This window comes from Pseudomonas sp. 9_2_1 (genome assembly GCF_059295275.1).
Genome location: NZ_CM181239.1, coordinates 5,481,681 through 5,507,852, shown reverse-complemented (window position 1 = coordinate 5,507,852; position 26,172 = coordinate 5,481,681). Strand labels below are relative to the sequence as shown.

Genomic DNA, 26,172 nt, shown 5'->3' with positions numbered 1-26,172 from the left:
TGGTCCTTGGCATGATGGATTGGTGTAGGCGCTGACAGTCAGGAACTGTGCGCCGGGTCCACCTCGGTTTCGCGGTGGTTGGCCCAGTACTGGATAAGTTCACGCAACTGCGACAGCTCCACAGGTTTGGCCATGTGCCCGTCCATGCCCGCCAGCCGCGCGCGTTCCTTGTGTTCGGCAAGAATGTGCGCGGTCAGTGCCACCACCGGGGTGCGGTGGCGCTGGTTGTCGGCCTCCCACACACGCAGCTGTTGGGTGGCCGAGAAACCGTCCAGGATCGGCATCTCGCAGTCCATCAACACCAGGTCATAGCGTTGCGCCTTCATCGCCTGCAAGGCCTCTTCGCCATTGCAGGCGGTGTCGGGCTCAAGATTGAGCTTGCCGAGCATGCCGCGGATCACCTTGGTCGAAATACTGTTGTCTTCGGCCACCAGTACGCGGAAATCACCGGGCAAGTCCAGCGCCTGCGGGATACCTGGCAGGCTGGCCGGCACGGCCTGCTCGCGCCCGCGTTGGGCCAGCTCCTCGGCCAGGGTGGTCTTGAGTGTGTAGCCGGCGACCGGTTTGGCAAGTATCCGCTTGACCCCCGCGTTGCGCGCGATGACCTTGCTCGGCGCGTTGCTGATGCCGGTAAGCATCACCACCAGGATATCGTGGTTCAGGCTGGGGTCTTCCTTGATTTTCGCCGCCAGCTGCATGCCGGTCATGCCAGGCATGTTCTGGTCCAGCAGCACGGCGTCGAAGTAGTCGCGCAGGTGGGCCTTGGTACGCAGCAATGCCAGCGCTTCTTTGCCCGACGGCACCGCGCTGACGTTCATGCCCCAGGCGCTGCACTGTTGTACCAGCACCTTGCGGCACGTGTCGTTGTCGTCCACCACCAGCACCCGGGCATCGCGCAGCGGGCTGTCGAGGTCGGCGGGAGGTTGCTCCAGGCGCGAGGGGTCCAGCGGCAAGGTCAGCCACAAGGTATTGCCCATGCCGGTACTGCTCTTGATGCCGAATTCGCCCTGCATCAGGCCGATCAGCTGTTTGGCAATGATCAAACCGAGGTGCCCGCCCAGCTTGTTGCTGGACAGGAAATGGTGGCTGTGCAATTCGGCTTGCAGCAAGGCCTCGCGATCAGCGGCCGGCAGCGGTTCGCCGCTGTCTTGCACGGCGATGCGCAGGCGCGGTATCTCGCCCCGTTGGTCCAGGGCCACCACCAGCAGGATCTCGCCCTGGGTGGTGTTTTTCAGGGCGTTTTCCAGCAGGCTCGACAAGGCCTGGCGCAGCCGCGTCGGGTCGCCGCTGATCACTCGCGGCACTTGTGGCTGGGTGAAGCTGATCAGCTCGATGTTCTGCTGTTCGGCCTTGGCACGGAAGATGTTCAGGCAGTCCTCGATCAGTGCGTTAAGATCGAACTGCACGTCATCCAGTTCGATCTGCCGGGACTCCAGCTTGGAAATGTCGAGAATTTCGTTGATCAGGGTTAGCAGCTCGTTGCCGGCGCTGTGAATCGTCTGCACGTAGTCGCGCTGCTTCACCGACAGCGGTGTGCCCAGCAGCAGCTCGGTCATGCCCAGCACCCCGTTCATGGGGGTGCGGATTTCGTGGCTGATCTTGGCCAGGAACTCGGCTTTGGCGTTGATTTCGGCGTCGCTGGCGGCCAGCGCACGGCTGGCGCTGAACCGTTCCTCGCTGATCCTGCGCAGGCGCTCGCTCACCGCCAGGTTCAGCAGCAGGCCGCTGACCACGGTCAGTCCCAGCAGGACGCACAGCAGCCAGGGCGTCGAGGTGCGCGTCAGGCCCAGCAGCGCCGGCAGCAGCACCAGGCCACCGAGGTTGAACACCACCATCGCCAGGCTGAACAGGCGGCCGGGTGGGTAACCTTTGTACCAGTGGTAGCTGCTCACCAGCAGCATACTGACGCTGCCCAGGGCCATCAGGGCGTAGGTCATCAGGTTGAGCGGCAGGGTATCGACGAACAGCAGTACCAGGCCGCTGACCCCGACAACCAGCATTTCGCCCTGCAGCAGCCGGTTCAGCCGTGGCGATTTGCACGGCGAAAAGAAATGCTGGGTGAAATACAGCCCCGCCAGACCGGCCAGTACCAGCGTCAGGTAAGCGGCAGGTGTTTGCGCGCTGTGCCACACGTGCCACCACGGCCCGCTGAGGTTCAGCAGGATCAGACCACTGAGCAGCATCAGGCCGTGGTACAGCGCCAGGATCAGGGTGGTGCTGGAGCGGCTGTAAAGGAAGCGGATCAGGTTGTGCATGATCAGCATGATCAACCCGCCGAACAGCATGCCGAACAACAGTGGCTGGTGCTGGTCCGACGCAGCTTCGGCTGCGGGTTCCAGGCTGATGGCCGGGCGCAGCTGGTGCTCGGAGACCAGGCGCAGGTAGATGTCCAGCGGTTGTTTGCTGTTGGGCAGGGGCAATACATGGTCGCTGCCGCGCAGGGTCGGGCTGGCATTGCCGGGCTGGCGCCCGTGGTGCAGCTGACGCAGAAGCTGGTCGCCCTCTAGGGCGTAGAGGTCCAGGCCGGAAAGGTCGGGGGCAAATACCCGCAGCAGTTGTTCCTGGTCGCCGGGCGCCAGGCGATAGTGCAGCCACAGTGCCTGTTCCGCAGGCGCGGCATCCAGGTCGGCAAGCAGCAGCGGGCTGAACTGGTTGCGGTAGCGCTCGGAACGCACGTCGCTAAGTTGCAGGTTGGCCTGTTCGTCGAGCAGAACGGTCCAGCCTCCGTCATGATCGGCCGCAGCCGGGAACATGCAGAGCAGGGTCAGCAAGCTGACGATCAGAGCTGAGGCAATCCGAAGCCGACGCACTACGAAATCCCTTCTTAGCCGATGTGCCGGGTACTCACTATGCGCGGCGCGCCGAGCCGAAGGCAAGGCCCATGCCGGGCCCTGTCGACGAGCCGGATGCCGTAGGCTGAAAGCGCTACGGCGTTCCGCCATTGTTTACTGCTGGTGTTCACCGCGCTCGCGGGCGATGGCCCGATAGCCGATGTCGGTGCGGTAGAAGCTGCCGTTCCAGCTTACTTCCCTGGCCAGGCGGTACGCCTGCTGCTGGGCATCGGCAACAGTGCTGCCCATGGCGGTGGCACACAGCACGCGCCCGCCGTTGCTGGTCACTTGGCCATCCTTGAGCGAAGTACCGGCATGGAACACCTTGCCTTCGATCTTCGCCGCAGCGTCCAGGCCGTGGATCACGTCGCCCTTGGCGTAGTCGCCCGGGTAACCGCCAGCTGCCAGTACCACGCCCAGGCTCGGGCGCGGGTCCCATTGTGCTTCGACCTTGTCCAGCGCCTTGGCGAAGGCTGCTTCGATCAGCAGCACCAGGCTCGACTCCAGGCGCAGCATGACTGGCTGGGTTTCCGGGTCGCCGAAACGGCAGTTGAACTCGATGACCTTGGGGTTGCCTGCCTTGTCGATCATCAGGCCGGCGTAGAGGAAGCCGGTGTAGACGTTGCCTTCCTCGGCCATGCCGCGCACGGTCGGCCAGATGACCTGGTCCATCACCCGCTGGTGCACATCGGCGGTGACCACCGGGGCAGGGGAGTAGGCACCCATGCCGCCGGTGTTCGGGCCGGTGTCCTGGTCGCCGACGCGCTTGTGGTCCTGGCTGGTGGCCATGGGCAGCACGTTATGGCCGTCGACCATGACGATGAAGCTGGCTTCTTCGCCGTCGAGGAACTCTTCGATCACCACGCGCGAGCCTGCCTCACCGAAGGCGTTGCCGGCCAGCATGTCACGCACGGCGGCTTCGGCTTCTTCGAGGGTCATGGCAACGATAACGCCCTTGCCCGCGGCCAGGCCGTCGGCCTTGATCACGATCGGTGCGCCTTTTTCTTGCAGGTAGGCCAGCGCCGGCTCGATTTCGGTGAAATTCTGGTAGTCGGCGGTCGGGATCTTGTGACGCGCCAGGAAGTCCTTGGTGAAGGCCTTGGAGCCTTCCAGCTGGGCCGCGCCCTTGGTTGGGCCGAAGCAGTCCAGGCCGCGGCTGCGGAACAGGTCGACCACGCCGATGACCAGCGGCGCTTCCGGGCCGACGATGGTCAGGTCAACGTTTTTCTCGGCGAAATCGGCCAGTTGCTCCAGAGCGCACACGTCGATGGCAACGTTCTCGCACTTGGCTTCAATGGCGGTGCCAGCGTTGCCAGGGGCAACGAAGACTTTCTCGACGCGTGGGTCCTGGGCGACTTTCCAGGCCAGGGCGTGCTCACGGCCGCCGCTACCAATGATCAAAACTTTCATGTCAAAACCTCATGTTTGGCGGCAGTACCGGCCCCTGTGGGAGCGGGTTCACCCGCGAATGCGGCGGTGAATCCAGCATCGCATTCGCGGGTGAACCCGCTCCCACAGGGACCTGGGACCGGCCGGCCATCTTGATTAGTGGCGGAAATGGCGCATGCCGGTGAAGACCATAGCGATGCCGGCTTCGTCAGCGGCGGCAATCACCTCGGCATCACGCATCGAGCCACCCGGCTGGATCACGGCGCTGATACCCACTTTCGCCGCATTGTCGATGCCGTCACGGAACGGGAAGAACGCATCCGACGCCATGACCGCGCCCTGCACCTGCAGGCCAGCATGCTCGGCCTTGATTGCAGCAATGCGTGCGGAGTTGACGCGGCTCATCTGGCCGGCGCCGACGCCGATGGTCTGGCGCTGCTTGGCGTAGACGATGGCGTTGGACTTGACGAACTTGGCCACCTTCCAGGCGAATACCAGGTCGTGGATCTCTTGCTCGGTCGGTGCACGCTTGGTAACGATTTTGAGGTCATCGGCGGTGATCATGCCGATATCGCGGCTCTGCACCAGCAGGCCACCGTTGACGCGCTTGAAGTCCCAACCGGCAGCGCGCTCGGCAGGCCACTCGCCGCATTCCAGCAGGCGAACGTTCTGCTTGGCAGCCACTACGTCGCGGGCAGCCTGGGAAATTTTCGGGGCGATGATCACTTCGACGAACTGGCGCTCGACAATGGCCTTGGCCGTTTCGCCGTCCAGCTCGCGGTTGAAGGCGATGATGCCGCCGAACGCCGACTCGGTGTCGGTGGCGTAGGCCAGGTCATAGGCCTTGCGGATGCCGCCTTCGTCTTCCGGTACCACGGCCACGCCGCACGGGTTGGCGTGCTTGACGATGACGCAGGCTGGCTTGACGAAGCTCTTCACGCACTCCAGCGCGGCGTCGGTGTCGGCCACGTTGTTGAACGACAGTTCCTTGCCTTGCAGCTGGATGGCGCTGGAAATGCTGGCTTCGCCTTTCTTGGCCTCCACGTAGAACGCCGCGCTCTGGTGCGGGTTCTCGCCGTAGCGCATTTCCTGGGCCTTGACGAACTGGCTGTTGAAGGTGCGCGGGAACTGGCTGCGCGCTTCAGTGCTCAGGGTGTCCTTGGCCTGGTCGATGGTGCCCATGTAGTTGGCGATCATGCCGTCGTAGGCGGCAGTGTGCTCGAACGCCTTGAGCATCAGGTCGAAGCGCTGGGCGTAGGTCAGGCCGCCGGCCTTGAGGCCTTCGACGATGCCGGCGTAGTCGCTGGCGTTGACCACGATGGCCACGTCCTTGTGGTTCTTGGCAGCCGAACGGACCATGGTCGGGCCGCCGATGTCGATGTTCTCGATGGCGGTCGGCAGGTCACAGCCAGGCTTGGAAATGGTGGCTTCGAACGGGTACAGGTTGACCGCAACCAGGTCGATCGGCTTGATACCGTGCTCGGTCATGATGGCGTCGTCGGTGCCGCGACGGCCAAGGATGCCGCCGTGGATCTTCGGGTGCAGGGTCTTGACCCGGCCATCCATCATTTCGGCAAAGCCGGTGTAGTCGGCCACTTCCACCGCGTTGACGCCGTTGTCCTTGAGCAGCTTGTAGGTGCCGCCGGTGGACAGGATCTCGACACCGAGCTGCTGCAGCTCACGGGCGAATTCGAGGATACCGGTCTTGTCGGAGACGCTGATCAGGGCGCGGCGGACTGGCAGGCGGGTAGTCTGGTCGGTCATTTCGGGTTCCAATAACGCGGTGGATTCAGCAAAAAAGGCGCCTCTGTTCAGGGAGCCGCCTTTTCTGGTTGGGATTCTGGCTTACAACAAGTCGTACTGCTTGAGCTTCTTGCGCAGGGTGCCTCGGTTCAGCCCGAGCATCTCGCTGGCCTTGGTCTGGTTGCCCTTCACGTAGTTCATCACACTTTCGAGCAGGGGCGCCTCGACTTCGGAGAGCACCAGGTTGTACACGTCCGTCACGGTCGCGCCTTCCAGGTGGGCGAAGTAGTTGTGCAGCGCCTTCTCGACGCTGTCGCGAAGGGTCTGGCCCTCTTCGCTCGGCGTGTTGAGGTGCTGTTTCAGGTTGGCGTTGTCGCTCACGGGCGTTGTTCCACTCACAAAATTCTCGGTCATCATCGTCATGCGGCCACCCCTTGTCCGTCCTCTGTCTCAAGGCTCTGTCGACGTTCGGCGAAAAACGCGCGAACGTTGGCGCACTGCGCTTGTGTGTCTTCCAAAGCGTTGAACCGGGAGCGAAACTCCTTGCCGCCGGGTCGTGTCGCCAGGTACCAACCAACGTGCTTGCGGGCGATACGAACGCCCATCACATCGCCATAGAAGGCATGCAGCGCGGCCAGGTGCTCCAGCAGGATGCGTTCCACTTCGTCCAGTTGCGGCGCCGGCAGGTGTTCGCCAGTGCGCAGGTAATGCTCGATCTCGCGAAAGATCCATGGCCGCCCTTGGGCGGCCCGGCCAATCAGCAGGCCATCGACCCCGGTGGCGTCCAGCACCGCCCGGGCCTTTTCTGGCGAGGTGATATCGCCGTTGGCAAAAACCGGGATCGACACCGCCTGCTTGATGGCAGCGATGGTGTCGTATTCGGCTTCGCCCGTGTACAGGTCGGCGCGTGTGCGGCCATGCACCGCCAGCGCCTGGATGCCAGCCTGCTCGGCGATTTGCGCCACGTTCAGGCCGTTCTTGTTCGCCCGGTCCCAACCGGTGCGGATCTTCAGGGTCACCGGCACATCCACGGCGCCGACTACGGCGTGGAGGATTTCGCTGACCAAGGCTTCATCTCTCAATAAAGCAGAGCCTGCGGCTTTGTTGCAGACTTTTTTTGCCGGGCAGCCCATGTTGATATCGATGATCTGGGCACCTGCTTCGACGTTGGCCCTTGCCGCCGCTGCCATCATCTGCGCATCACCGCCGGCGATCTGGACCGAGCGTGGCTCGGGATCACCTTCATGGATGCGGCGCAGGCTCGACTTGCGGCTGTTCCACAGGCTCATGTCGCTGGAGACCATCTCCGACACCACCATGCCCGCGCCCAGGCGCTTGCAAAGTGTACGGAAAGGCTGGTCCGTGACCCCGGCCATTGGCGCGAGGATCAGGTTGTTACGTAGTGTGTATGGGCCGATGCGTACCGCCGACATAGGTGATCCCTGTTGTGGGGCCGAATCTTGGAGTTCGAAAAAGGGTTGGCATGATACCCGCTCTCGGTGACCGGATAAAGATGGATTTGGATAAAATCTGAACAGTTGTCGGCTTATGACATTTGGTACGAACGAGCGCCCGGGGCTGAAAAGCAGCCCCTGCAGGCCTGCCTTTATTCCGGGGAGCGGAAGCTCAGGCTGTAGTTGACGGCCTTGGGGCCCGGGTCGAGGATGTCCAGGGCGATATGGATCGGGGTCTGGCTGGGCATTTCGCCGCGCCCGGCCAGTTCACCGGACAAATACTCGCTGGGCTTGAAGCGCCGGCTGGCGATCAACTGCCCATTCAGGTCGGCAAAGCGCAGTTCCAGCAGCGGAAACGGCTGGGCAAACGGCGCGCGGTTGTAGATGATCGCGTCGACGATCAGCGCACCCTTGAAGTCCGGGTGGCTGCGCACGACCAGGTTGCTGCTCTTGATCCGGGCAATGTCGACGCGCGTTGGCACCTGGCAGCCGACCATCGGGCAGATCTGCTGGAAGAGTGGTCGGTACTGGTCCTGGCGGGCCATTTCGTCGAAGTGGAACCACACGTACTGGAACGCGAGCAGGCCCGCCGCCAGCAAGGTCAGCAGGCCCCACAGCAGGCGCTTGCCCCAGTTGGCGGCAGGCTTTTCCCAGCCCAGTTGCAGCGGATCGTCGACCACATCGACCAGCGGCTCCTTGCGCGATGGCCGCTCAGGTTTGCTGGTCAGGCCTGGTTCCAGGCGCTCGCCCGGCAGCGCTTCGACGGGGTCGTCGTCACGCCCGGACAGGTGAAATGCCATCGGCTCATCGTCGCGGGCACTCAGGCCTTTTTCCGGAATCGTTTCATCAATGTCCCGCAGCGGCTCGCCGGGTTCCTCAGGTTCGTCGATTTCGACGCCGCGGCGAACGGGCGGCTCGTCGTCGATGTCCAGGTCCAGGCTGGCACCCAGGGTCGGTTCGGTGCGCTCACCGGCGGCGGGACCCAGGTCCGGCTCCTGCTCAACGTTCGCCGTCTCCAGCAACACGGGCGTGGGTTCTGCGCTGTGCGCCGGCTCGAAGCGGTCATCGGTGGCTGTCCCGAACAAATCGTCGGCATGTTCGTCCGGCTGCAGCTCGTCACGCCGCGCCTGCAAGCCATCGTCCAGGTTGGACGAGCGCGCCGGCGCAGGTTGGCCGCGACGCTCAAGGCGTTCCAGCTCCTTGTCCAGGTCGAGCGCGTCCAGCGCCTGGGCAGTAAGCGCCCAGTCCTGGTCAGGGGGGCTACTGCGCTCGCTGATGGCAGGCTTGGCGGGGATCACCGGCTCGACCACCGGCTCGGCAGGCGCCGCAGCAACAGGTGCCGGTGCAGGCACCAGTGGTGCGCTGGCGCTAGCGGTGCGGGTCTGCTCCAGCAACTGCTTGGCGGCATTGAACACCTGCAGGCAGTGGCCGCAGCGCACCACCCCGCGGGCCACGCTCAACTGGTGGTGGGTGACGCGAAAGCTGGTCTGGCAATGCGGGCACTGGGTGACGAAACTGTCGGTCATGCGGCGATCCGGGAGATGTGCAGAAAGGTATTCTAGGCCTGCTTAACGGCGGCGACCACTGATGCGCACCCAGCCGTCGCGCACGACGATCGGGTCCAGCTCGAAGTCGGCAGCGTAGGCCGCGGCAACTTCCTCACCTTGTTCGGCAAGAATGCCCGACAGCGCCAGCAGGCCACCTGGGCGCACCAGCCCGGACAACTGCGGTGCCAGCGATACCAGCGGGCCGGCGAGGATGTTGGCGACCAGCACATCGGCCTGCATTGCAGGCATGTGCTCGGGCAGGTACAGCGCCAGCTTTTCATCGGCAATGCCGTTGCGCTGGGCATTGTCCCGCGAAGCCTCGATGGCCTGCACGTCGATGTCGGTACCGACTGCTTCCCGCGCGCCCAGCAGCAGCGCTGCGATGGCGAGGATGCCCGAGCCGCAGCCGAAGTCCAGCACCTGGGTGCCTTCGATCTGCTGGCCGTCGAGCCATTCCAGGCACAGCGCAGTAGTAGGGTGGGTGCCGGTGCCGAAAGCCAGGCCCGGGTCGAGCAGCAGGTTTACCGCGTCCTTGTCCGGGGCTTCGTGCCAGCTGGGCACGATCCACAGGCGGCGGCCGAAGCGCATCGGCTGGAAGTTGTCCATCCAGCTGCGTTCCCAGTCCTGGTCCTCGATCACCTCGGCCTGATGCTCGGGCAACTCGGCGCCGGTCAGCAGGCGCAGGTGGGAGAATACCTGCTCGGGCTCGGCATCGGCCTCGAACAGGGCCAGCAGGTGGGTGTGCGACCACAGCGGGGTGGTGTTGAGGTCGGGTTCGAAGATCGGTTGATCTTCGGCATCCATGAACGTGACCGAAACGGCGCCCACTTCAAGCAGGGCGTCTTCGTAGGTTTCGGCTTGTTCCGGGCTGATGGCCAGGCGTACTTGCAGCCAAGGCATGGCGGGCACCTTTGGTAAATCGACAGGGGCAGCCCTAGGCTTTGTACGAAAAGTGCCTGCGCGACGATCATGCTGCGTAGAAAACAGGCTCGGAATGCTCATTTGCAACCAGCAAAGTCGGGCGCGACCCCGGCCGTTCCTCGCCTGTTTTCGCCTTGCTTGATCGCCGCTCGGCGACTTTTCGTACAAACCCTAGGCTGCGCGAAGGCTGGCAGTTTACGCGAGTGCGCAGGGTTTGTGGATTGAATCGGGCTGCCGTGCAGTCCGATCATGCAGGGCTCAGACGAAACACAACGACAGCGATTCGGCTATATAAGCAGGCTTCTCATCACCTTCGATCTCCAGCGTGGCAATTGCCTTGAGCAACCATTGCCCTGGCTTCTTCTCCGCCACCTCGGCCAGTTCCACCTTCAGCCGTACCTGGCTGTCGACCTTGACCGGCTGTATGAAGCGCACGCTGTCGAGCCCATAGTTCACCACCATTTTCAGCCCTTGCGGCAGGACCAGGATGTCTTCGATCAGCTTGGGAATCAGCGACAAGGTCAGGAAACCATGGGCGATCGTGCAGCCAAACGGGGTTTTTGCCGCCTTTTCCGGGTCGACATGGATGAACTGGAAATCGCCCGTCGCTTCGGCGAACAGGTTGATGCGCTGCTGGTCGATCTTCAGCCAGGCCGAGCGGCCCAGTTCCTTACCAACGTATTGCGAAAGCTCTGTAACCGGTACATAGGGCATCGCGGACTCTCCGGGTTGTCAGTTGGTACGAAAGTGCAAGATCAGCACGGCCAAACGTTTCAGTCAAGTTGCCTGCTTTTCAGCGAATATCGATCTATCGCGGCGCGTGCTTATAATGACCGCAATGCCTGAGGGAGATGCTTATGCTGTTGCGTGGTTTGACCTGGCTGGTGCTGTTCCAGTTGTTGGGAACGGCGATCAATCACCTGCTGGTGCCTTTTTTGCCTGGGCCGATCATCGGCCTGGTGCTGCTGTTGTTCTTCCTCATGGCGCGCGGTGAGGTCGGCAAACCGCTGAACGAGGCCGCCAGCAGCCTGTTGCGCTACCTGCCGCTGTTGCTGGTGCCGCCGGCAGTGGGGGTGATGGTATACGCCAAGGACATCGCTGCCGATTTCTGGGCCATTGCCGGGGCGTTGCTGATTTCCTGCCTGGCCACCCTGGTGTTCGTCGGCGTGTTGATGCAAAAGCTCATCCACCGCCAGGGCAAGCGCGAGGAGCAGCCATGATGCTGGACTGGCAAGGCACGCTCGACGCGGTCGTTCATCATCCTTTATTCGGTATCGGGATCACGCTGGGGGCCTATCAGGTCGTGCTGGCGGCCTATGAGAAAACCCGCTGGATATTCCTCCAGCCGGTACTGGTGTCGATGTTGCTGGTGATTGGCGTGCTGCTGTTGTGCGGCATCGACTATCGCGAATACCGCAAAAGCACCGAAATCATGAATATCCTGCTGGGGCCCGCCACCGTCGCCCTGGCCGTGCCGCTGTATCTCAACCTGCGGCGTATCCGGCAGCTGTTCTGGCCCACATTTACTACGCTGGTAATCGGAGGCCTGTTCGCCACGCTGTGCTGCCTGTTGCTGGGCTGGTGGTTCGGGGCGGAACACATGATCCTGATGACCATGGCGCCGAAGTCGGTGACCTCGCCGATTGCCATGCTGGTAGCCGAGCAGATTGGTGGCGTGGCAGCCCTGGCAGCGGTGTTCGTACTGATTACCGGGGTGATTGGGGCCATTTTCGGCCCAGCGCTGCTGACACGCTTCGGTGTGCACAGCCCCGAGGCGCGCGGTATGTCGCTGGGCGTGACCGCGCATGCGGTGGGCACTTCGGTGGCCCTGCAGGAAAGTGACGAGTGCGGCGCCTTTGCCGCGTTGGCGATGAGCCTGATGGGGGTGGCCACGGCGGTGTTCCTGCCGCTTGCGGTCAGCCTGGTGGCTTGAGGACTTGAAATGACGCTACCGCTATTTCCGCTCAATACCGTGCTTTTTCCTGGCTGCTTTCTGGATTTGCAGATTTTCGAGGCGCGCTATCTGGACATGATCGGGCGCTGCATGAAGCAGGGCGAAGGTTTTGGAGTGGTGTGCATCCTCGAAGGCGACCAGGTCGGCAAGGCGCCGCCGGTGGTCGCTTCGGTTGGCTGTGAGGCGGTGATCCGCGATTTCGTGCAGCAGGACAACGGCTTGCTGGGCATTCGGGTCGAAGGCGTGCGGCGCTTCAGCCTGCAGAGCACCGAGGTGCAGAAGGACCAGTTGCTGGTGGGGCAGGTGCAGTGGCTGCCAGAGGATCCGGACAGCCCGCTGCAAGAAGCGGACGACGACCTGCTGGCCTTGCTGGTGGCCCTGGGCGAACACCCGATGGTCGAAGCGCTGGACATGCCGCGCCCGGTGGACGGGCGCCAGGCGCTGGCCAACCAGCTGGCGTATCTGCTGCCGTTCATGGAAGAGGACAAGCTGGACTTGTTGACCCTCGACTCGCCGCAGCAGCGGCTGGGGGAGATCCAGAAGCTGCTGGAGCGGATTCAGGGTGAGCTGTTCGCCTGATGATTCTGGGTTACCTGCACCGGCCTCAATACTGATAGCGCAGCAAAGCCTGCGGCAACGCATGCATGGCAAAGAATGCGAGCAACGCAACGCAGGCCGGCAGCACCAGCCACCACACCCGTTGCGGCAACGCCGGCAGGGGCTGGCGATGCTGCACCAGGGTCAGGCTGAGTGCACATACGCAGCACGCCAGCAGGGCGCCGGCCATGATGTCGGTGGGCCAGTGCGCACCCAGGTACACCCGCGACAGGGCAATCGCCAGTGCCGGAATACAGCCCAGCATTACCCAGGTCAGGCGTAGCCGTGGCGGCTGGCCGCGCCCGGCGAGCACCGCCATTACCAGAAAGAACGCAAACGACGCCGAGCTGTGCCCGCTGGGCATGCTGTAGCTGGTCAGCGGATCGCTCAGCACCTCTGGCCGGGCGCGGGCGAACAGCCATTTCAGCGAGCCGTTGGCAATCGCGGTGCCCATCAATGCACCGCCGGCGAAGAACGCATGCCGCCATTGCCGCGCAAGCAGCAGCAGGCCGGTGAGCAGGCCGCCCAGGAAGAACTGGGTGCGGAAGTCACCCAGCCGGGTCACCAGCACCACGGTGCCGTCAATGGCCTGGCTGCGATGCTCCTGCACCAGCGTCATCACACCTTGGTCGAATTCGTGCAGGTACGGCCAGCCGAGGAAAATCCCGGCCAGGGCGAGGAAACTCAGGCCGGCCACCAGTCGCGTGCCGTGACGTTGATCGCGAATGCTGCTGTTCAGGCTCAGGCCGATGATGACCGCCAGGGTGCCGGCGATGATCCCGGCATCCAGCCAGAAGCCTTCAGGCAGAGGCAGGCGCATGGCCGCGCCAGTGGCCCAGCCCGGTAGCAGGTAGGCTACCGACCAGCCAGCGCCGGCCACCAGGCTGACGGCGATGAAGCGTGGCAGGGGCATGTCGAACATGCCCGCGACCATCGGCAGCATCGGCCGCAGCGGCCCGATGAAGCGTCCCACCAGCAGGCTGGCGATACCATAGCGCTGGAAGTAGGTTTCGGCGCTACCGATCCATTCGGGGTGGTGGCGCAGCAGCGGCAGGCGGCGAATGTTCTGGTGGAAGTACTTGCCCACCGTGTACGACAGGGCATCGCCCAGCAAGCCGCCGAGAAACCCCAGCAGCAGCGTTTCACCGAGGGTGAAGGCACCGCTCCCGGCCAGCACGGCTACCGCAAACAGCAGGACAGTGCCGGGCACGACGATGCCGGCGATGGCCAGGCATTCGATGCAGGCCACCAGGAAAATTGCCACGCCAAGCCACTGTGGGTTGGCGCTTAGCCAGCCGGTAAGGCTGTCGAGCCATTGGCCCATGGTTCAGCTTCCTTGTTCGAGAGTGATGAAGTCTTGCCCTTCGACTTGACCCCGGCGCAGTGGGTTCCGGGTGCAGAAGCGGGCGTATTCGGCGTCGACGAAGCGGTACGGCAGGTGCTCGTCGCGGCCATGCGGGATGCCCAGGCGCGCGGCCTGGATTACCCGCGGTACGGCAAGGCCGCAGTCGTCCACGTACAGGCGTTCGGGGTCGAAGCGCTGAGCATCCCAGGCCGGTACTTTAAGGCCCAGGGCTCGGCACAGCAGGGTCTGGCCGGCGCACAGGCGCTCCGCCGGGCGTATTTTGCCGCCTGCGTCGGGGTTGTTCAGTTGCATTTGCGCCAGGCTGTTCGGCCCGGACAGGGCGTCCTGCCAAGGATAGGCGGACTTGATCAGCACTGCGTTGCCCGGCCCGTGGGCGCTGAAGTTCAGTGAGTCGCCGCCGCGGGCGTAGTACATGTAGATGTGGCCACCGTCGAGGAACAGTGCCTTGCGCTTTTCGGTATAGCCGAGCGAGGCATGGCTGCCTTTGTCGGTAAGGTAGTAGGCCTCGGTCTCGATGATTCGCGCGGCCAGCCACAGGTTGCCATGGCGATGACGGATGACCTTGCCCAGCAGGGCCTTGGCCAGCGTTTGGGCGTCACGGTCGAAAAAGCTGTCGGGCAGGGCTGGCATGCTGGCATTTCGCGGCTGGGAAGGCGGGGATGATAGCAATGAATGGCTTAATCCAGGCTGAACCGGTGAGGGAGGTGATTGGTATCTGCATGTTTCGTTGTCGCAGTGGCCCAGGCGCAGGAAGGCTATGGCCGAACAGCCATTTTCTACCATCCGCCACCCACCGCTGGGCGTACACCTGCGCGGCAGTTATAATCAGCCGATTTCCCCTTCGCCAAGACACCGAACCCATGACTGAGTCCGTTCTTGACTATATGACCCGCCTGGGTCGCGCTGCCCGTGAAGCTTCCCGGGTGATCGGCCGTGCCAGCACCGCGCAGAAGAACCGCGCCCTGCAGGCCGCCGGCGATGCGCTTGATGCCGCGCGTGCCGAGCTTGCTGTCGCCAACGAGCTGGACCTGGCTGCCGGCCGCGCCAATGGCCTCGAGCCGGCGTTGCTCGACCGCCTGGCGCTGACCCCTGCGCGCATCGACGGCATGATCACCGGCCTGCGCCAGGTGGCCAGCCTGCCGGACCCGGTCGGCGCCATCCGCGACATGAGCTACCGCCCATCGGGTATTCAGGTCGGCAAGATGCGCGCGCCGCTGGGGGTGATCGGGATCATCTACGAGTCGCGCCCGAACGTGACCATCGATGCCGCCAGCTTGTGCCTGAAGTCGGGCAACGCGACCATCCTGCGTGGTGGCTCCGAAGCCATCCACTCCAACCGCGCCATCGCCACCTGCATCCAGCGTGGCCTGGCGGCTGCCGGCTTGCCGGCGGCGGTGGTGCAGGTAGTGGAGACCACCGACCGCGAAGCCGTGGGCGCGCTGATCAGCATGCCCGAGTTCGTCGATGTCATCGTGCCGCGTGGCGGCCGTGGCCTGATCGAGCGCATCAGTCGTGATGCCCGCGTGCCGGTGATCAAGCACCTCGATGGCATCTGCCACATCTATGTCAGCCCGCATGCCGACCTGGAAAAGGCCTGGAACGTGGCGTTCAACGCCAAGACCTACCGGTACGGCATCTGTGGCGCGATGGAAACCCTGCTGGTAGACCAGCAGGTGGCCGAACGCTTCCTGCCCGAAATGGCCCGTCGCTTCCTGGAGAAGGGCGTGGAGTTGCGCGGCTGCGAGCGCACCCGGGCGATCATCGACGCCAAGCCGGCGACCGAGGACGACTGGCACACGGAGTACCTGGACGCGATCCTGTCGGTGCGTGTGGTCGACGGCCTGGATCAGGCCATCGAGCACATCAACCATTACGGTTCGCACCACACAGATTCGATCATCAGCGAGCACCAGGGTGAGGCGCGCCAGTTCATGGCCGAGGTCGATTCTGCCTCGGTCATGCTCAACACCCCGACCTGCTTCGCCGATGGCTTCGAGTATGGCCTGGGCGCAGAAATCGGTATTTCCACCGACAAGCTGCACGCCCGCGGCCCGGTCGGCCTCGAAGGCCTGACCTGCGAAAAGTACGTGGTGATCGGCGACGGCCAGCTGCGCGGCCAGGGGTCCTGCTGAGTTGAGCAAGGCCCAGGCAGTCCGGCGCATCGGCATTCTAGGCGGCACCTTCGACCCTGTGCACATCGGCCACCTGCGCAGCGCGCTGGAAGTGGCCGAGTTCATGGGGCTCGACGAGTTGCGCCTGCTGCCCAACGCCCGGCCGCCACATCGCGACACCCCGCAGGTGGCTGCCGAGGATCGCCTGGCCATGGTTAGCGAAGCGGTGCAGGGCGTTGCTTGCCTGAGCGTCGACGCCCGTGAGCTGCAGCGCGACAAGCCTTCGTACACCATCGATACGCTGGAATCGATCCGCGCCGAACTGGGCGCCAGCGACCAGCTGTTCCTGGTGCTGGGCTGGGATGCCTTTTGTGGCTTGCCAGGCTGGCATCGCTGGGAAGAATTACTGCAACACTGTCACATCCTGGTGCTGCAACGCCCGGATGCCGACGTAGAACCCCCTGACGAGCTGCGCAACCTGCTGGCTGCGCGTTCGGAGAGCGATCCCGCCGCCATGTCCGGCCCGGCGGGAAATATTTCGTTCGTCTGGCAGACGCCGCTTGCGGTGTCGGCTACACAGATCCGACAGCTGCTGGCCAGCGGCAAGTCGGTGAGGTTCCTGGTGCCGGACGCCGTACTGGCCTACATCGAGGCGCACGAACTGTATCGTGCACCTAACTGACGGCGCCTCTGGCGCCTCATCCAACGAGTTGAACGAGTTTTATATGACCAAGCAGAAAATTTACGGCGAAGAACTGGTCGCAGTGACCAAGGCCGCGCTGGAAGACGTCAAGGCCCAGGACATCCAGGTCATCGACGTGCGCGAGAAGCACAGCCTGACCGATTACATGATCATTGCTACCGGTACCTCCAACCGCCAGATCAACGCGATGGCCGAGAAGGTTCGCGAAGCTGTCAAGGCCAAAGGCGCCCAGCCACTGGGTGAAGAAGGCAAGGGCGACAGCGATTGGGTACTGCTGGACCTGAACGATGTGATCGTGCACATGATGACTGCCGCTGCTCGCCAGTTCTACGACCTGGAGCGTCTGTGGCAGGGTGCCGAGCAAAGCCGTGCCGCCGATGGCAAGCACCACAACCCGGAGCATGCCCACGAGTACTCCGACAAGCTCAAAGACCGCGAATAAGGAAAGCGCTGTGCGTCTGCGCCTGATCGCGGTCGGCTCGCGCATGCCGAAGTGGGTCGAGGAAGGCTGGCATGAATATGCCAAGCGCCTGCCTGCCGAGCTGTCGCTGGAGCTGGTGGAAATCCCGCTGAACACCCGAGGCAAGAATGCCGACGTCGCCCGCCTGATCCGTCAGGAGGGCGAAGCCATGCTGAGCAAGGTTCAGCCTGGGGAACGCATTGTCACCCTCGAGGTCCATGGCAAGCCCTGGAGCACCGAGCAGCTGGCGACCGAGCTGGATCGCTGGCGCCTGGATGCGCGCACGGTGAATTTGATGGTGGGCGGCCCGGAAGGCCTGGCGCCTGAGGTTTGCGCGCGCGCCGAGCAACGCTGGTCGCTGTCGCCGCTGACCTTGCCGCACCCGTTGGTAAGGATACTCATCGGCGAGCAGATCTACCGCGCCTGGACCGTGTTGTCCGGGCACCCTTACCACAAATGAGCCTGTAAGCAGTCCGATGTCGCAGCCGATCCGTCTCAAGGACCACGAGAAAGACGCCCGCCTGGTGCGCAACCGCGTCGTGGTCGGCGCAGTGGCGGTCATGCTGCTTATATGCGTGCTGATTGCCCGGCTGTACTACCTGCAGATCATCCAGTACGACTACCACTCGACGCTGTCGGAGAACAACCGGGTGCATGTGCAGCCGATTCCGCCGACCCGTGGGCTGATCTTTGACCGCAACGGCGTCATTGTGGCCGACAACCGGCCCAGCTTCAGCCTGTCCATGACCCGCGAACGCGCAGGTAACTGGCAGGAAGTGCTGGACAACATCGTCGAAGTGCTGGAGCTGACGGCCGACGACCGTGCCTTGTTCGAGAAGCGCATGCGCCAGGGTCGCCGGCCGTTCGAGCCTGTGCCGATACTGTTCGAGCTCAGCGAAGAACAGATCGCCCGCGTGGCGGTCAACCAGTTCCGCCTGCCGGGCGTGGAAGTGGTGGCCCAGCTGGTGCGGCACTATCCGCAGGGCGCGCATTTCGCGCACTCGGTGGGTTATGTGGGGCGGATCAACGAGAAAGAGCTGAAAACCCTCGACCCGGTGAACTACAGCGGCACCCACCATATCGGCAAGACCGGCATCGAGCGCTTCTACGAACCCGATCTGCACGGCCAGGTAGGCTACGAAGAAGTCGAGACCAACGCCCGTGGCCGCGTGCTTCGGGTGCTCAAGCGTACTGACCCGAAGCCGGGCAAAGACATTGTGCTGAGCCTGGACATCAAGTTGCAGGAGGCCGCCGAAGCTGCCCTCGGTGGCCGCCGTGGCGCAATCGTAGCGCTGGATCCGCGTACCGGCGAGGTGCTGGCGATGGTCAGCCAGCCGAGCTTCGACCCCAACCTGTTCGTCACCGGTATCAGCTTCAAGGCCTATGCCGAGCTGCGCGACTCGATCGACCGGCCGCTGTTCAACCGCGTACTGCGTGGCTTGTATCCGCCGGGCTCGACCATCAAGCCGGCGGTGGCCATTGCCGGCCTGGACAGTGGTGTGGTCAATGCTGGCAGCCGAGTGTTCGACCCGGGTTACTACCAGTTGCCCAACTACGACCACAAGTACCGTAACTGGAACCGTTCCGGTGATGGCTGGGTCGACCTGGACACCGCAATCATGCGTTCCAACGACACCTATTTCTACGATCTTGCGCACAAGATGGGCATCGATCGGCTGTCCACCTACATGAACAAGTTCGGCATCGGCCAGCGGGTTTCCCTCGACATGTTCGAAGAATCCGCCGGGTTGATGCCATCGCGCGAATGGAAGCGGGCCACCCGCCGCCAGGCCTGGTTCCCCGGCGAAACCCTGATTCTCGGCATCGGCCAGGGCTACATGCAGGCAACGCCGCTGCAGCTGGCCCAGGCCACTGCGCTGATTGCCAACAAGGGCGTATGGAACCGCCCGCACCTGGCCAAGACCATCGAAGGCCAGCCGCCGGTGGACGACAACCCCATGGACAACATCGTGCTGCGTGACAAGTCCGACTGGGCCAAGGTCACCCATGGCATGGAGCAGGTGATGCACAATGCCCGTGGTACCGCGCGCAAGGCTGCGGCCGGCGCGCAGTACCGCATTGCCGGCAAGAGCGGCACCGCCCAGGTGGTGGCGATCAAGCAGGGCGAGAAGTACGACCGCAACAAGCTCCAGGAGCGCCATCGTGACCACGCCCTGTTCGTTGCTTTCGCCCCGGCCGAAGCCCCGAAGATCGTGGTCTCGGTGATGGTCGAGAACGGTGAGTCCGGCTCTGGTGTGGCCGCGCCCGTGGTACGCCAGATCATGGACGCCTGGTTGCTCGACGAAAATGGCCGGCTCAAGCCCGAGTTCGCGCCTGCCACCGTTACCCAGGAATCGGCCTTGTGATGAACAATTTCGATCGCATGCTCTCCAGTGAGGATGTGATGCGTCGGCGCGCCAGCTTTCTGCAGCGCATCCATATCGACGGCCCCTTGCTGGTCATTCTGCTGACCCTCGCGGCCGGCAGCCTGTTCGTGCTGTATTCGGCCAGTGGCAAGAACTGGGACTTGCTGCTCAAGCAGGCCACCTCGTTCGGCATCGGCCTGGTGTCGATGTTCGTGATCGCCCAGCTGGAGCCGCGTTTCATGGCCCGCTGGGTGCCACTGGCCTACCTGGCCGGGGTGCTGTTGCTGGTGGTGGTGGACGTGATGGGCCACAACGCCATGGGTGCCACGCGCTGGATCAACATACCCGGGGTGATCCGCTTCCAGCCCTCGGAATTCATGAAGATCATCATGCCGGCGACCATCGCCTGGTATCTGTCCAAGCGCACCTTGCCGCCGCATCTGAAGCACGTGGCGATCAGCCTGGTGCTGATCGGCGTGCCCTTCATCCTCATCGTACGCCAGCCCGACCTGGGAACGGCGCTGCTGATTCTCGCCTCCGGCGCCTTCGTGCTGTTCATGGGTGGCCTACGCTGGCGCTGGATCCTCAGCGTGCTGGCAGCTGCGGTACCGGTGGCGGTGGCGATGTGGTTCTTCGTCATGCACGACTACCAGAAACAGCGGGTGCTGACCTTCCTCGACCCGGAAAGCGATCCCTTGGGGACTGGCTGGAACATCATCCAGTCCAAGGCCGCGATTGGCTCCGGCGGAGTGTTTGGCAAGGGCTGGCTGCTCGGCACCCAGTCGCACCTGGACTTCCTGCCGGAAAGCCACACCGACTTCATCATCGCCGTGCTCGGCGAGGAATTCGGCCTGGTCGGGATCTGCCTGCTGCTGATCGTCTACCTGCTGCTGATCGGTCGCGGCCTGGTGATCACCGCGCAGGCGCAGACCCTGTTCGGCAAGCTGCTGGCGGGCAGCTTGACCATGACCTTTTTTGTATACGTGTTCGTCAATATCGGAATGGTCAGCGGCCTTCTGCCCGTGGTGGGCGTGCCGCTTCCCTTCATCAGCTATGGCGGAACTTCGTTGGTGACGCTGCTGTCAGCGTTTGGCGTTTTGATGTCGATCCATACGCACCGCAAATGGATCGCGCAGGTTTGAATAAGGTGAAGAATTTCATGCAAGCAGTGCGTAACTGGGCTGCCCGTTGTGCGCCATGGTTTGGCGCGGTGGGCCTGTTCGGCGCTGTACAGCTGGCCCATGCCGGTGATTACGAACGCTCGCCCCAGGTGGCCGAGTTCGTTGGCGAAATGAGCCGCGACCATGGTTTTGCCCCAGAGCAGCTGATGGGCGTGTTCCGTGAAGTGCAGCGCAAGCAGTCGATCCTCGACGCCATTTCGCGCCCGGCCGAACGGGTCAAGCCGTGGAAGGACTACCGGCCGATGTTCCTCACCGATGCGCGCATTGCCCGCGGGGTGGACTTCTGGCGCCAGCATGAAGCCGTGCTGGCGCGTGCCGAGCAGGAATACGGCGTGCCGGCGCAGTACATCGTCGCGATCATTGGCGTGGAAACCTTCTTTGGTCGCAATACCGGTAACTACCGGGTGATCGATGCCTTGTCGACCTTGGGCTTCGACTACCCGCCACGGGCCGAATTCTTCCGCAAGGAGCTGCGCGAGTTCCTGCTGCTGGCCCGTGAGGAGCAGCTCGACCCATTGACGCTCAAAGGCTCCTACGCCGGCGCCATGGGCCTGCCGCAGTTCATGCCCAGCAGCTTTCGCAATTACGCGGTGGACTTCGACGGCGACGGCCACATCAATATCTGGAACAACCCGGACGACGCCATCGGCAGCGTGGCCAGTTACTTCAAGCGCCACGGCTGGGTAGCCGGCGAAGGTGTGGTCAGCCGCGCCTGGGTGGACGGCGAGCGCGCCGACCAAGGCCTGACCACCGGCATCGAGCCGGTCAAGACGGTAGGGGAGTTGCGCGGCCTTGGCTGGTCGGTTCATGATTCGCTGCGCGATGATCTGCCGGTTACCGCCTTCCGTCTCGAGGGCGACAATGGGCCCGAGTACTGGATGGGCCTGAAAAACTTCTACGCGATCACTCGCTACAACCGCAGCGTGATGTATGCCATGGCGGTGCATCAGCTTGCCGAACAGCTGGTCCAAGCACGGGGCGTCAAGTAATGCGCGCAATCATCTCTGCCAATTCCTTCAAGCTGCTCACCTGCCTCGCCGTTGGCGTGGTGCTGGCCAGCTGCTCTTCCAATCGTCCGGCCCAGCAAAGCAGTGGCAACGTCGTGCGCACCCAGCCAGGCCTGGATATCAACCGCGCGCACAAGGACGGCGCGCCGTGGTGGGACGTGGACGTCAACAAGATTCCCGACGCCACGCCAACTGTGCACACTGGCAACTACAAGGCCAACCCGTACACGGTGCTGGGCAAGACCTACTACCCGATGCAGGAGTCGCGCAACTACCGCGCCGAAGGCACCGCGTCGTGGTACGGCACCAAGTTCCACGGCCAGAACACCGCCAATGGTGAGCTGTATGACCTGTATGGCATGAGTGCGGCGCACAAGACCCTGCCGCTGCCGGCCTATGTGCGGGTGACCAACCTGGCCAACGGCCGCAGCGTGGTGCTGCGGGTGAATGACCGTGGCCCGTTCTATTCCGACCGCATCATCGACTTGTCTTACGCTGCGGCGAAAAAGCTCGGTTACGCCGAAATCGGCACCGCACACGTGCGCGTCGAGGGCATCGACCCGCAGCAATGGTGGGCCCAGCGTGGCCAGACGCCACCGATGGTGCTCAAGGAGCCGCAAGTGGCGCAGACCCAGGCGCTGCCTGCCAGCACCGGGCGCGTCGAGCAATGGACCCCGCCACCGCAGCAGCACGCGGCGCCAGTGGTGCCGGTGCAGGTCGGCGGCAACAATGTGCCGGGCGGCAATGCCGGAAGCTTCCTGCAGGTCGGCGCCTTCGCCAACCCGGATGCTGCCGAGCTGCTGCGCTCCAAGCTCAGTACCATGGTCAGCGCCCCGGTGTTCATCAGTTCCATTGTGCGTAACCAGCAGACCCTGCACCGCGTGCGCCTGGGGCCGATCGGCAGCCAGGGCGAGATCCAGCAGGCGCAGGACAGCATTCGCCTGGCGAACCTTGGGCAGGCCAAGCTGGTCACAGCTGACTGACAGTGGGAGCGGGCGAGCCCGCGAAGCAGGCGATGCGGTGGATGGCACCGGCTGCGCCGGTGTTCGCGGGTGAACCCGCTCCCACAGGGTTTCACATGCCCCTGTGGAAGCCGGTTTACCCGCGAAGAAGACAACACCAAACTGTCGGTTTTGTCATGAATTGCCGGGCGCGGCCATGTACAATGACCGCTTTTGCCCGCAGCGACATAAAGCCGCACCTTGATGTACCACGGCGGCGGGCCAGGCCTACGGCCATAAAACTAGACTGACTGGCGCTGGGCACATGATCTTGCCTAGGGAACATCAGACCATTAGCGATTTTCGAGAGACGGATGAACATCACCAACCTTGCCAAACGACTTTGCCTGCCTGTACTGCTGATGATCACGCCTGCCGCCTTCGCGGCGGAGCAGATGACGCCGGCGCCACCGCAACTGGCAGCCAAGTCCTACGTACTCATGGACGCGTCCAGCGGCAACGTGCTGGTCGAGAACAACGGTGACGAGCGTCTGCCGCCAGCCAGCCTGACCAAGCTGATGACCGCCTACATCGCCACCCTGGACATCCGCCGCGGCCAAATCGGTGAAAACGACCCGGTAACCGTCAGCGAAAACGCCTGGCGTACCGGCGGTTCGCGCATGTTCATCAAGGTCGGTAGCCAGGTCACTGTCAGCGACCTGCTGCACGGCATCATCATCCAGTCCGGCAACGACGCCTCGGTGGCCCTGTCCGAGCACATCGCCGGCAGCGAAGATGCCTTCGCCGACATGATGAACAAAACGGCTGCCGACCTGGGCATGAGCAACAGCCACTTCATGAACCCGACCGGCCTGCCGAACCCGGAGCACTACTCGTCGGCCCATGATATGGCGACCCTGGCCCGTGCGATCATCAACGTCGACCCGGCCCACTACGCCATCTACTCGCAGAAAGAGTTCTTCTGGAACAACATCAAGCAGCCTAACCGCAACCTGCTGCTGTGGCGCGACAAGACCGTGGATGGCCTGAAAACCGGCCACACCGACGAAGCCGGCTACTGCATGGTGGCTTCGGCCGTTCGTGACGGCCAGCGCCTGATCGCCGTGGTGTTCGGTACCAACAGCGAGCAGTCGCGTGCTGCCGAGACCCAGAAGCTGCTGACCTACGGCTTCCGCTTCTTCGAAACCCAGACCTTCTACCAGAAGGGTACCGAGCTGACCCAGGCACCGGTCTGGAAGGGCGCGACCGGCATTGTCAAGGCCGGCCTGGCCGAAGACCTGACCATGACCATGCCTAAAGGCCAATTGAAGCGCCTGCAGGCTTCGATGACCATGAACCCGCAGCTCACCGCGCCTATCGCCAAAGGTGACGTGATCGGCAAAGTGGAAGTCAAACTGGACGAGCAAGTGGTTCACAGCGCCGACCTGATCGCCCTCGATGGCGTCGAGGAAGGTGGTTTCTTCCGCCGTATGTGGGATAGCATCCGTCTATTCTTCTACGGGTTGTTCAACTGATACGTGACCTGCATGCCCCCGCGCGTTTCGCGGGGGCGTTGTTGTTGCCACGGCTTACGAGGCCGTTTCCGCCATGAGCGAACCAGACGTAAAGTCGCACAAGATCGAATTCCCCTGCGCCGATTACCCGATCAAGGTCATCGGCGATACCGTGGTCAATTTCAAGGACACGGTGATCGAGATTCTCAGGAAGTACGCCGAAGTCGACATGACCACGTTGGCCGAGCGTCAGAGCAAGGAAGGCAAGTACACCACGGTGCAGCTGCACATCGTTGCCACCAGCGAGGACCAGCTGCACGATATCAATAGCGCTTTGCGCGCTACCGGCATCGTGAAAATGGTGCTCTGATGTCCGCCTGCCTCGGTTTTCGCGAGCTTGGCCTGCAGCCCTACGAACCGGTGCTGGAAGCCATGCGTCGCTTCACCGAGCAGCGCACTCCGGACAGCCAGGATGAAGTCTGGCTGGTCGAGCACCCCGCAGTCTTCACCCAGGGCCAGGCTGGCAAGGCCGAGCACCTGCTGGTGCCGGGCGATATCCCGGTGGTGCAGACCGACCGCGGCGGCCAGGTGACCTACCATGGCCCCGGGCAGTTGGTAGCCTACCTGCTGCTGGATGTGCGCCGGCTGGGCTATGGGGTGCGCGAGCTGGTCAGCCGTATCGAGCTCACGCTCATCGACCTGCTCGGCAGTTACGCGGTCCAGGCCGCGGCCAAGCCCGATGCTCCGGGCGTCTATGTCGATGGAGCGAAAATCGCCTCCCTCGGCCTGCGAATTCGCAACGGCCGTTCGTTTCACGGCCTTGCCCTGAACGTGGACATGGACCTCGCGCCATTCCGCCGAATCAACCCCTGCGGCTATGTGGGGCTGGCCATGACCCAGCTGCGCGACCTGGCAGGTCCGATCGAACTCGACGAGGTCAGGACAAGGCTGCGCGGACAGCTGGTCAAGCACCTCGACTACGCTGAGCAGACGACCCTCACGGGCGGAATCGACTGAATATGACAACTGTGCAAGAAGCCGTGCCGAACCTGATACCCACCCAGGATGCTACCCCGCGCCCTGCGCCGAAGAAGGTGGAAGCTGGGGTAAAACTGCGTGGCGCCGACAAGGTCGCGCGCATCCCGGTAAAAATCATCCCAACCGACGAGCTGCCGAAAAAGCCCGACTGGATTCGCGTGCGCATCCCGGTTTCGCCCGAGGTAGACCGCATCAAGCAGCTGCTGCGCAAGCACAAGCTGCACAGCGTCTGCGAAGAAGCCTCCTGCCCGAACCTGGGCGAGTGCTTCTCGGGTGGTACCGCCACCTTCATGATCATGGGTGACATCTGCACGCGTCGTTGCCCGTTCTGTGACGTTGGCCACGGCCGACCGAAACCACTGGACGTCGACGAGCCGATGAACCTGGCGGTAGCGATTGCCGACCTGCGCCTGAAGTACGTGGTGATCACCTCGGTGGACCGCGACGATCTGCGTGACGGCGGTGCCCAGCACTTTGCCGACTGCATTCGTGAAATCCGCAAGCTGTCGCCTGGCGTGCAGCTGGAAACCCTGGTGCCGGACTACCGCGGCCGCATGGACGTTGCCCTGGAAATCACTGCGCAAGAGCCGCCGGATGTGTTCAACCACAACCTCGAGACCGTACCGCGTCTGTACAAGGCCGCGCGTCCGGGTTCGGACTACGACTGGTCGCTGGACCTGCTGCAGAAGTTCAAGCAGATGGTGCCGCACGTACCGACCAAATCGGGCCTGATGCTCGGCCTGGGCGAAACCGACGAAGAAGTGATCGAAGTGATGCACCGCATGCGCGAGCATGACATCGACATGCTCACCCTCGGCCAGTACCTGCAGCCGTCGCGCAGCCACTTGCCGGTGCAGCGTTTTGTGCACCCGGACACCTTCGCCTGGTTCGCCGAAGAAGGTTACAAGATGGGCTTCAAGAACGTCGCTTCCGGCCCGTTGGTGCGTTCTTCGTACCACGCCGACCAGCAGGCGCACGAGGCCAAGATCAAGCTCTGAGCCGGGCTTGATGCCAAAATGCCGATGTTTGCCGAAAGGGCAACATCGGCA

The 26,172-nt window shown here is 63.4% G+C and carries 25 protein-coding genes; 15 read left to right on the top strand and 10 right to left on the bottom strand.

The features are described from left to right. Positions 1–38: 38 nt before the first annotated feature. The 8 genes from AC5O5I_RS25020 to AC5O5I_RS24985 form a co-directional block, all read right to left on the bottom strand. Positions 39–2,810, bottom strand: a complete 2,772-nt coding sequence (locus tag AC5O5I_RS25020) for a hybrid sensor histidine kinase/response regulator (RefSeq protein WP_494511732.1) — start codon at positions 2,808–2,810, stop codon at positions 39–41. 135 nt (positions 2,811–2,945) lie between these two features. Next, complete coding sequence (purD, locus tag AC5O5I_RS25015) at positions 2,946–4,241, bottom strand: phosphoribosylamine--glycine ligase (protein ID WP_172286801.1); 1,296 nt, start codon at positions 4,239–4,241, stop codon at positions 2,946–2,948. Between the two features lie 135 nt (positions 4,242–4,376). Then, positions 4,377–5,984, bottom strand: coding sequence for a bifunctional phosphoribosylaminoimidazolecarboxamide formyltransferase/IMP cyclohydrolase (gene purH, locus AC5O5I_RS25010; protein ID WP_172227633.1), 1,608 nt, complete (start codon positions 5,982–5,984; stop codon positions 4,377–4,379). Between the two features lie 81 nt (positions 5,985–6,065). After that, positions 6,066–6,386 carry a DNA-binding transcriptional regulator Fis gene (fis, locus tag AC5O5I_RS25005; protein ID WP_003249693.1) on the bottom strand — a complete coding sequence of 107 codons (321 nt, stop codon included), beginning with the start codon at positions 6,384–6,386 and terminating at the stop codon, positions 6,066–6,068. Next, positions 6,383–7,396, bottom strand: coding sequence for a tRNA dihydrouridine synthase DusB (dusB, locus tag AC5O5I_RS25000; RefSeq protein ID WP_172227631.1), 1,014 nt, complete (start codon positions 7,394–7,396; stop codon positions 6,383–6,385). The genes fis and dusB overlap by 4 nt, the downstream gene beginning before the upstream one ends. Before the next feature lie 173 nt (positions 7,397–7,569). Then, positions 7,570–8,943 carry a DUF3426 domain-containing protein gene (locus AC5O5I_RS24995; protein WP_494511731.1) on the bottom strand — a complete coding sequence of 458 codons (1,374 nt, stop codon included), beginning with the start codon at positions 8,941–8,943 and terminating at the stop codon, positions 7,570–7,572. Positions 8,944–8,985: 42 nt separating this feature from the next. Beyond that, complete coding sequence (prmA, locus tag AC5O5I_RS24990; protein ID WP_172227627.1) at positions 8,986–9,864, bottom strand: 50S ribosomal protein L11 methyltransferase; 879 nt, start codon at positions 9,862–9,864, stop codon at positions 8,986–8,988. A gap of 279 nt (positions 9,865–10,143) precedes the next feature. Then, entirely contained in the window at positions 10,144–10,599 is a 456-nt protein-coding gene (locus tag AC5O5I_RS24985) for a MaoC family dehydratase (RefSeq protein ID WP_172227625.1), read from the bottom strand. Positions 10,600–10,742: 143 nt separating this feature from the next. Between AC5O5I_RS24985 and AC5O5I_RS24980 the strand changes: the two genes are divergently transcribed. Genes AC5O5I_RS24980 through AC5O5I_RS24970 form a run of 3 tightly spaced genes read left to right on the top strand, consistent with a single transcriptional unit; the run spans position 10,743 to position 12,418 of the window. Next, positions 10,743–11,105 carry a CidA/LrgA family protein gene (locus AC5O5I_RS24980; RefSeq protein WP_172227623.1) on the top strand — a complete coding sequence of 121 codons (363 nt, stop codon included), beginning with the start codon at positions 10,743–10,745 and terminating at the stop codon, positions 11,103–11,105. After that, positions 11,102–11,818, top strand: coding sequence for an LrgB family protein (locus AC5O5I_RS24975; RefSeq protein ID WP_172227621.1), 717 nt, complete (start codon positions 11,102–11,104; stop codon positions 11,816–11,818). Before AC5O5I_RS24980 ends, AC5O5I_RS24975 begins: the two co-directional genes overlap by 4 nt. A gap of 9 nt (positions 11,819–11,827) precedes the next feature. After that, positions 11,828–12,418 carry an LON peptidase substrate-binding domain-containing protein gene (locus tag AC5O5I_RS24970; protein ID WP_172286803.1) on the top strand — a complete coding sequence of 197 codons (591 nt, stop codon included), beginning with the start codon at positions 11,828–11,830 and terminating at the stop codon, positions 12,416–12,418. A 25-nt stretch (positions 12,419–12,443) separates the two neighbouring features. Here the strand turns inward: AC5O5I_RS24970 and AC5O5I_RS24965 are convergent, their stop codons facing one another. Both AC5O5I_RS24965 and AC5O5I_RS24960 read right to left on the bottom strand, forming a co-directional pair. Beyond that, positions 12,444–13,760, bottom strand: coding sequence for a bifunctional DedA family/phosphatase PAP2 family protein (locus tag AC5O5I_RS24965; RefSeq protein ID WP_172227617.1), 1,317 nt, complete (start codon positions 13,758–13,760; stop codon positions 12,444–12,446). Between the two features lie 3 nt (positions 13,761–13,763). Then, a complete protein-coding gene (locus tag AC5O5I_RS24960) occupies positions 13,764–14,432 on the bottom strand; it encodes a DNA-3-methyladenine glycosylase (protein WP_172286804.1) in 669 nt (222 codons plus the stop codon). A gap of 230 nt (positions 14,433–14,662) precedes the next feature. Here AC5O5I_RS24960 and AC5O5I_RS24955 point away from each other — a divergent pair, with 230 nt between their 5' ends. The 12 genes from AC5O5I_RS24955 to lipA all read left to right on the top strand — a co-directional run bounded on the left by AC5O5I_RS24955 (position 14,663) and on the right by lipA (position 26,121). Beyond that, positions 14,663–15,934 carry a glutamate-5-semialdehyde dehydrogenase gene (locus AC5O5I_RS24955; protein WP_494511730.1) on the top strand — a complete coding sequence of 424 codons (1,272 nt, stop codon included), beginning with the start codon at positions 14,663–14,665 and terminating at the stop codon, positions 15,932–15,934. 1 nt (position 15,935) lies between these two features. Next, positions 15,936–16,595, top strand: coding sequence for a nicotinate-nucleotide adenylyltransferase (gene nadD / locus AC5O5I_RS24950; RefSeq protein WP_494511729.1), 660 nt, complete (start codon positions 15,936–15,938; stop codon positions 16,593–16,595). Between the two features lie 43 nt (positions 16,596–16,638). Then, positions 16,639–17,058 (top strand): ribosome silencing factor, encoded by a 420-nt coding sequence (gene rsfS, locus AC5O5I_RS24945; protein ID WP_172223824.1) that lies wholly within the window; start codon positions 16,639–16,641, stop codon positions 17,056–17,058. A 10-nt stretch (positions 17,059–17,068) separates the two neighbouring features. After that, entirely contained in the window at positions 17,069–17,536 is a 468-nt protein-coding gene (rlmH, locus tag AC5O5I_RS24940; RefSeq protein WP_003249722.1) for a 23S rRNA (pseudouridine(1915)-N(3))-methyltransferase RlmH, read from the top strand. Positions 17,537–17,552: 16 nt separating this feature from the next. After that, the gene (gene mrdA / locus AC5O5I_RS24935; RefSeq protein ID WP_172223828.1) at positions 17,553–19,442 is read left to right on the top strand and encodes a penicillin-binding protein 2; all 1,890 of its coding nucleotides are present in this window, start codon (positions 17,553–17,555) and stop codon (positions 19,440–19,442) included. Positions 19,443–19,480: 38 nt separating this feature from the next. Continuing rightward, positions 19,481–20,584 (top strand): rod shape-determining protein RodA, encoded by a 1,104-nt coding sequence (rodA, locus tag AC5O5I_RS24930; protein ID WP_056796665.1) that lies wholly within the window; start codon positions 19,481–19,483, stop codon positions 20,582–20,584. 17 nt (positions 20,585–20,601) lie between these two features. Then, entirely contained in the window at positions 20,602–21,612 is a 1,011-nt protein-coding gene (mltB, locus tag AC5O5I_RS24925) for a lytic murein transglycosylase B (RefSeq protein ID WP_172223832.1), read from the top strand. Further along, on the top strand, positions 21,612–22,613 hold the full coding sequence (locus tag AC5O5I_RS24920; protein WP_172286688.1) for a septal ring lytic transglycosylase RlpA family protein: 1,002 nt from the start codon (positions 21,612–21,614) through the stop codon (positions 22,611–22,613). The genes mltB and AC5O5I_RS24920 overlap by 1 nt, the downstream gene beginning before the upstream one ends. A gap of 332 nt (positions 22,614–22,945) precedes the next feature. Then, positions 22,946–24,106 carry a D-alanyl-D-alanine carboxypeptidase family protein gene (locus tag AC5O5I_RS24915; protein ID WP_172223839.1) on the top strand — a complete coding sequence of 387 codons (1,161 nt, stop codon included), beginning with the start codon at positions 22,946–22,948 and terminating at the stop codon, positions 24,104–24,106. Positions 24,107–24,179: 73 nt separating this feature from the next. After that, a complete protein-coding gene (locus AC5O5I_RS24910; protein ID WP_172286689.1) occupies positions 24,180–24,455 on the top strand; it encodes a DUF493 domain-containing protein in 276 nt (91 codons plus the stop codon). Further along, entirely contained in the window at positions 24,455–25,102 is a 648-nt protein-coding gene (gene lipB / locus AC5O5I_RS24905; RefSeq protein WP_494511728.1) for a lipoyl(octanoyl) transferase LipB, read from the top strand. Before AC5O5I_RS24910 ends, lipB begins: the two co-directional genes overlap by 1 nt. Before the next feature lie 2 nt (positions 25,103–25,104). Then, on the top strand, positions 25,105–26,121 hold the full coding sequence (gene lipA / locus AC5O5I_RS24900) for a lipoyl synthase (protein WP_256676344.1): 1,017 nt from the start codon (positions 25,105–25,107) through the stop codon (positions 26,119–26,121). The last annotated feature ends 51 nt before the right edge of the window (positions 26,122–26,172 follow it).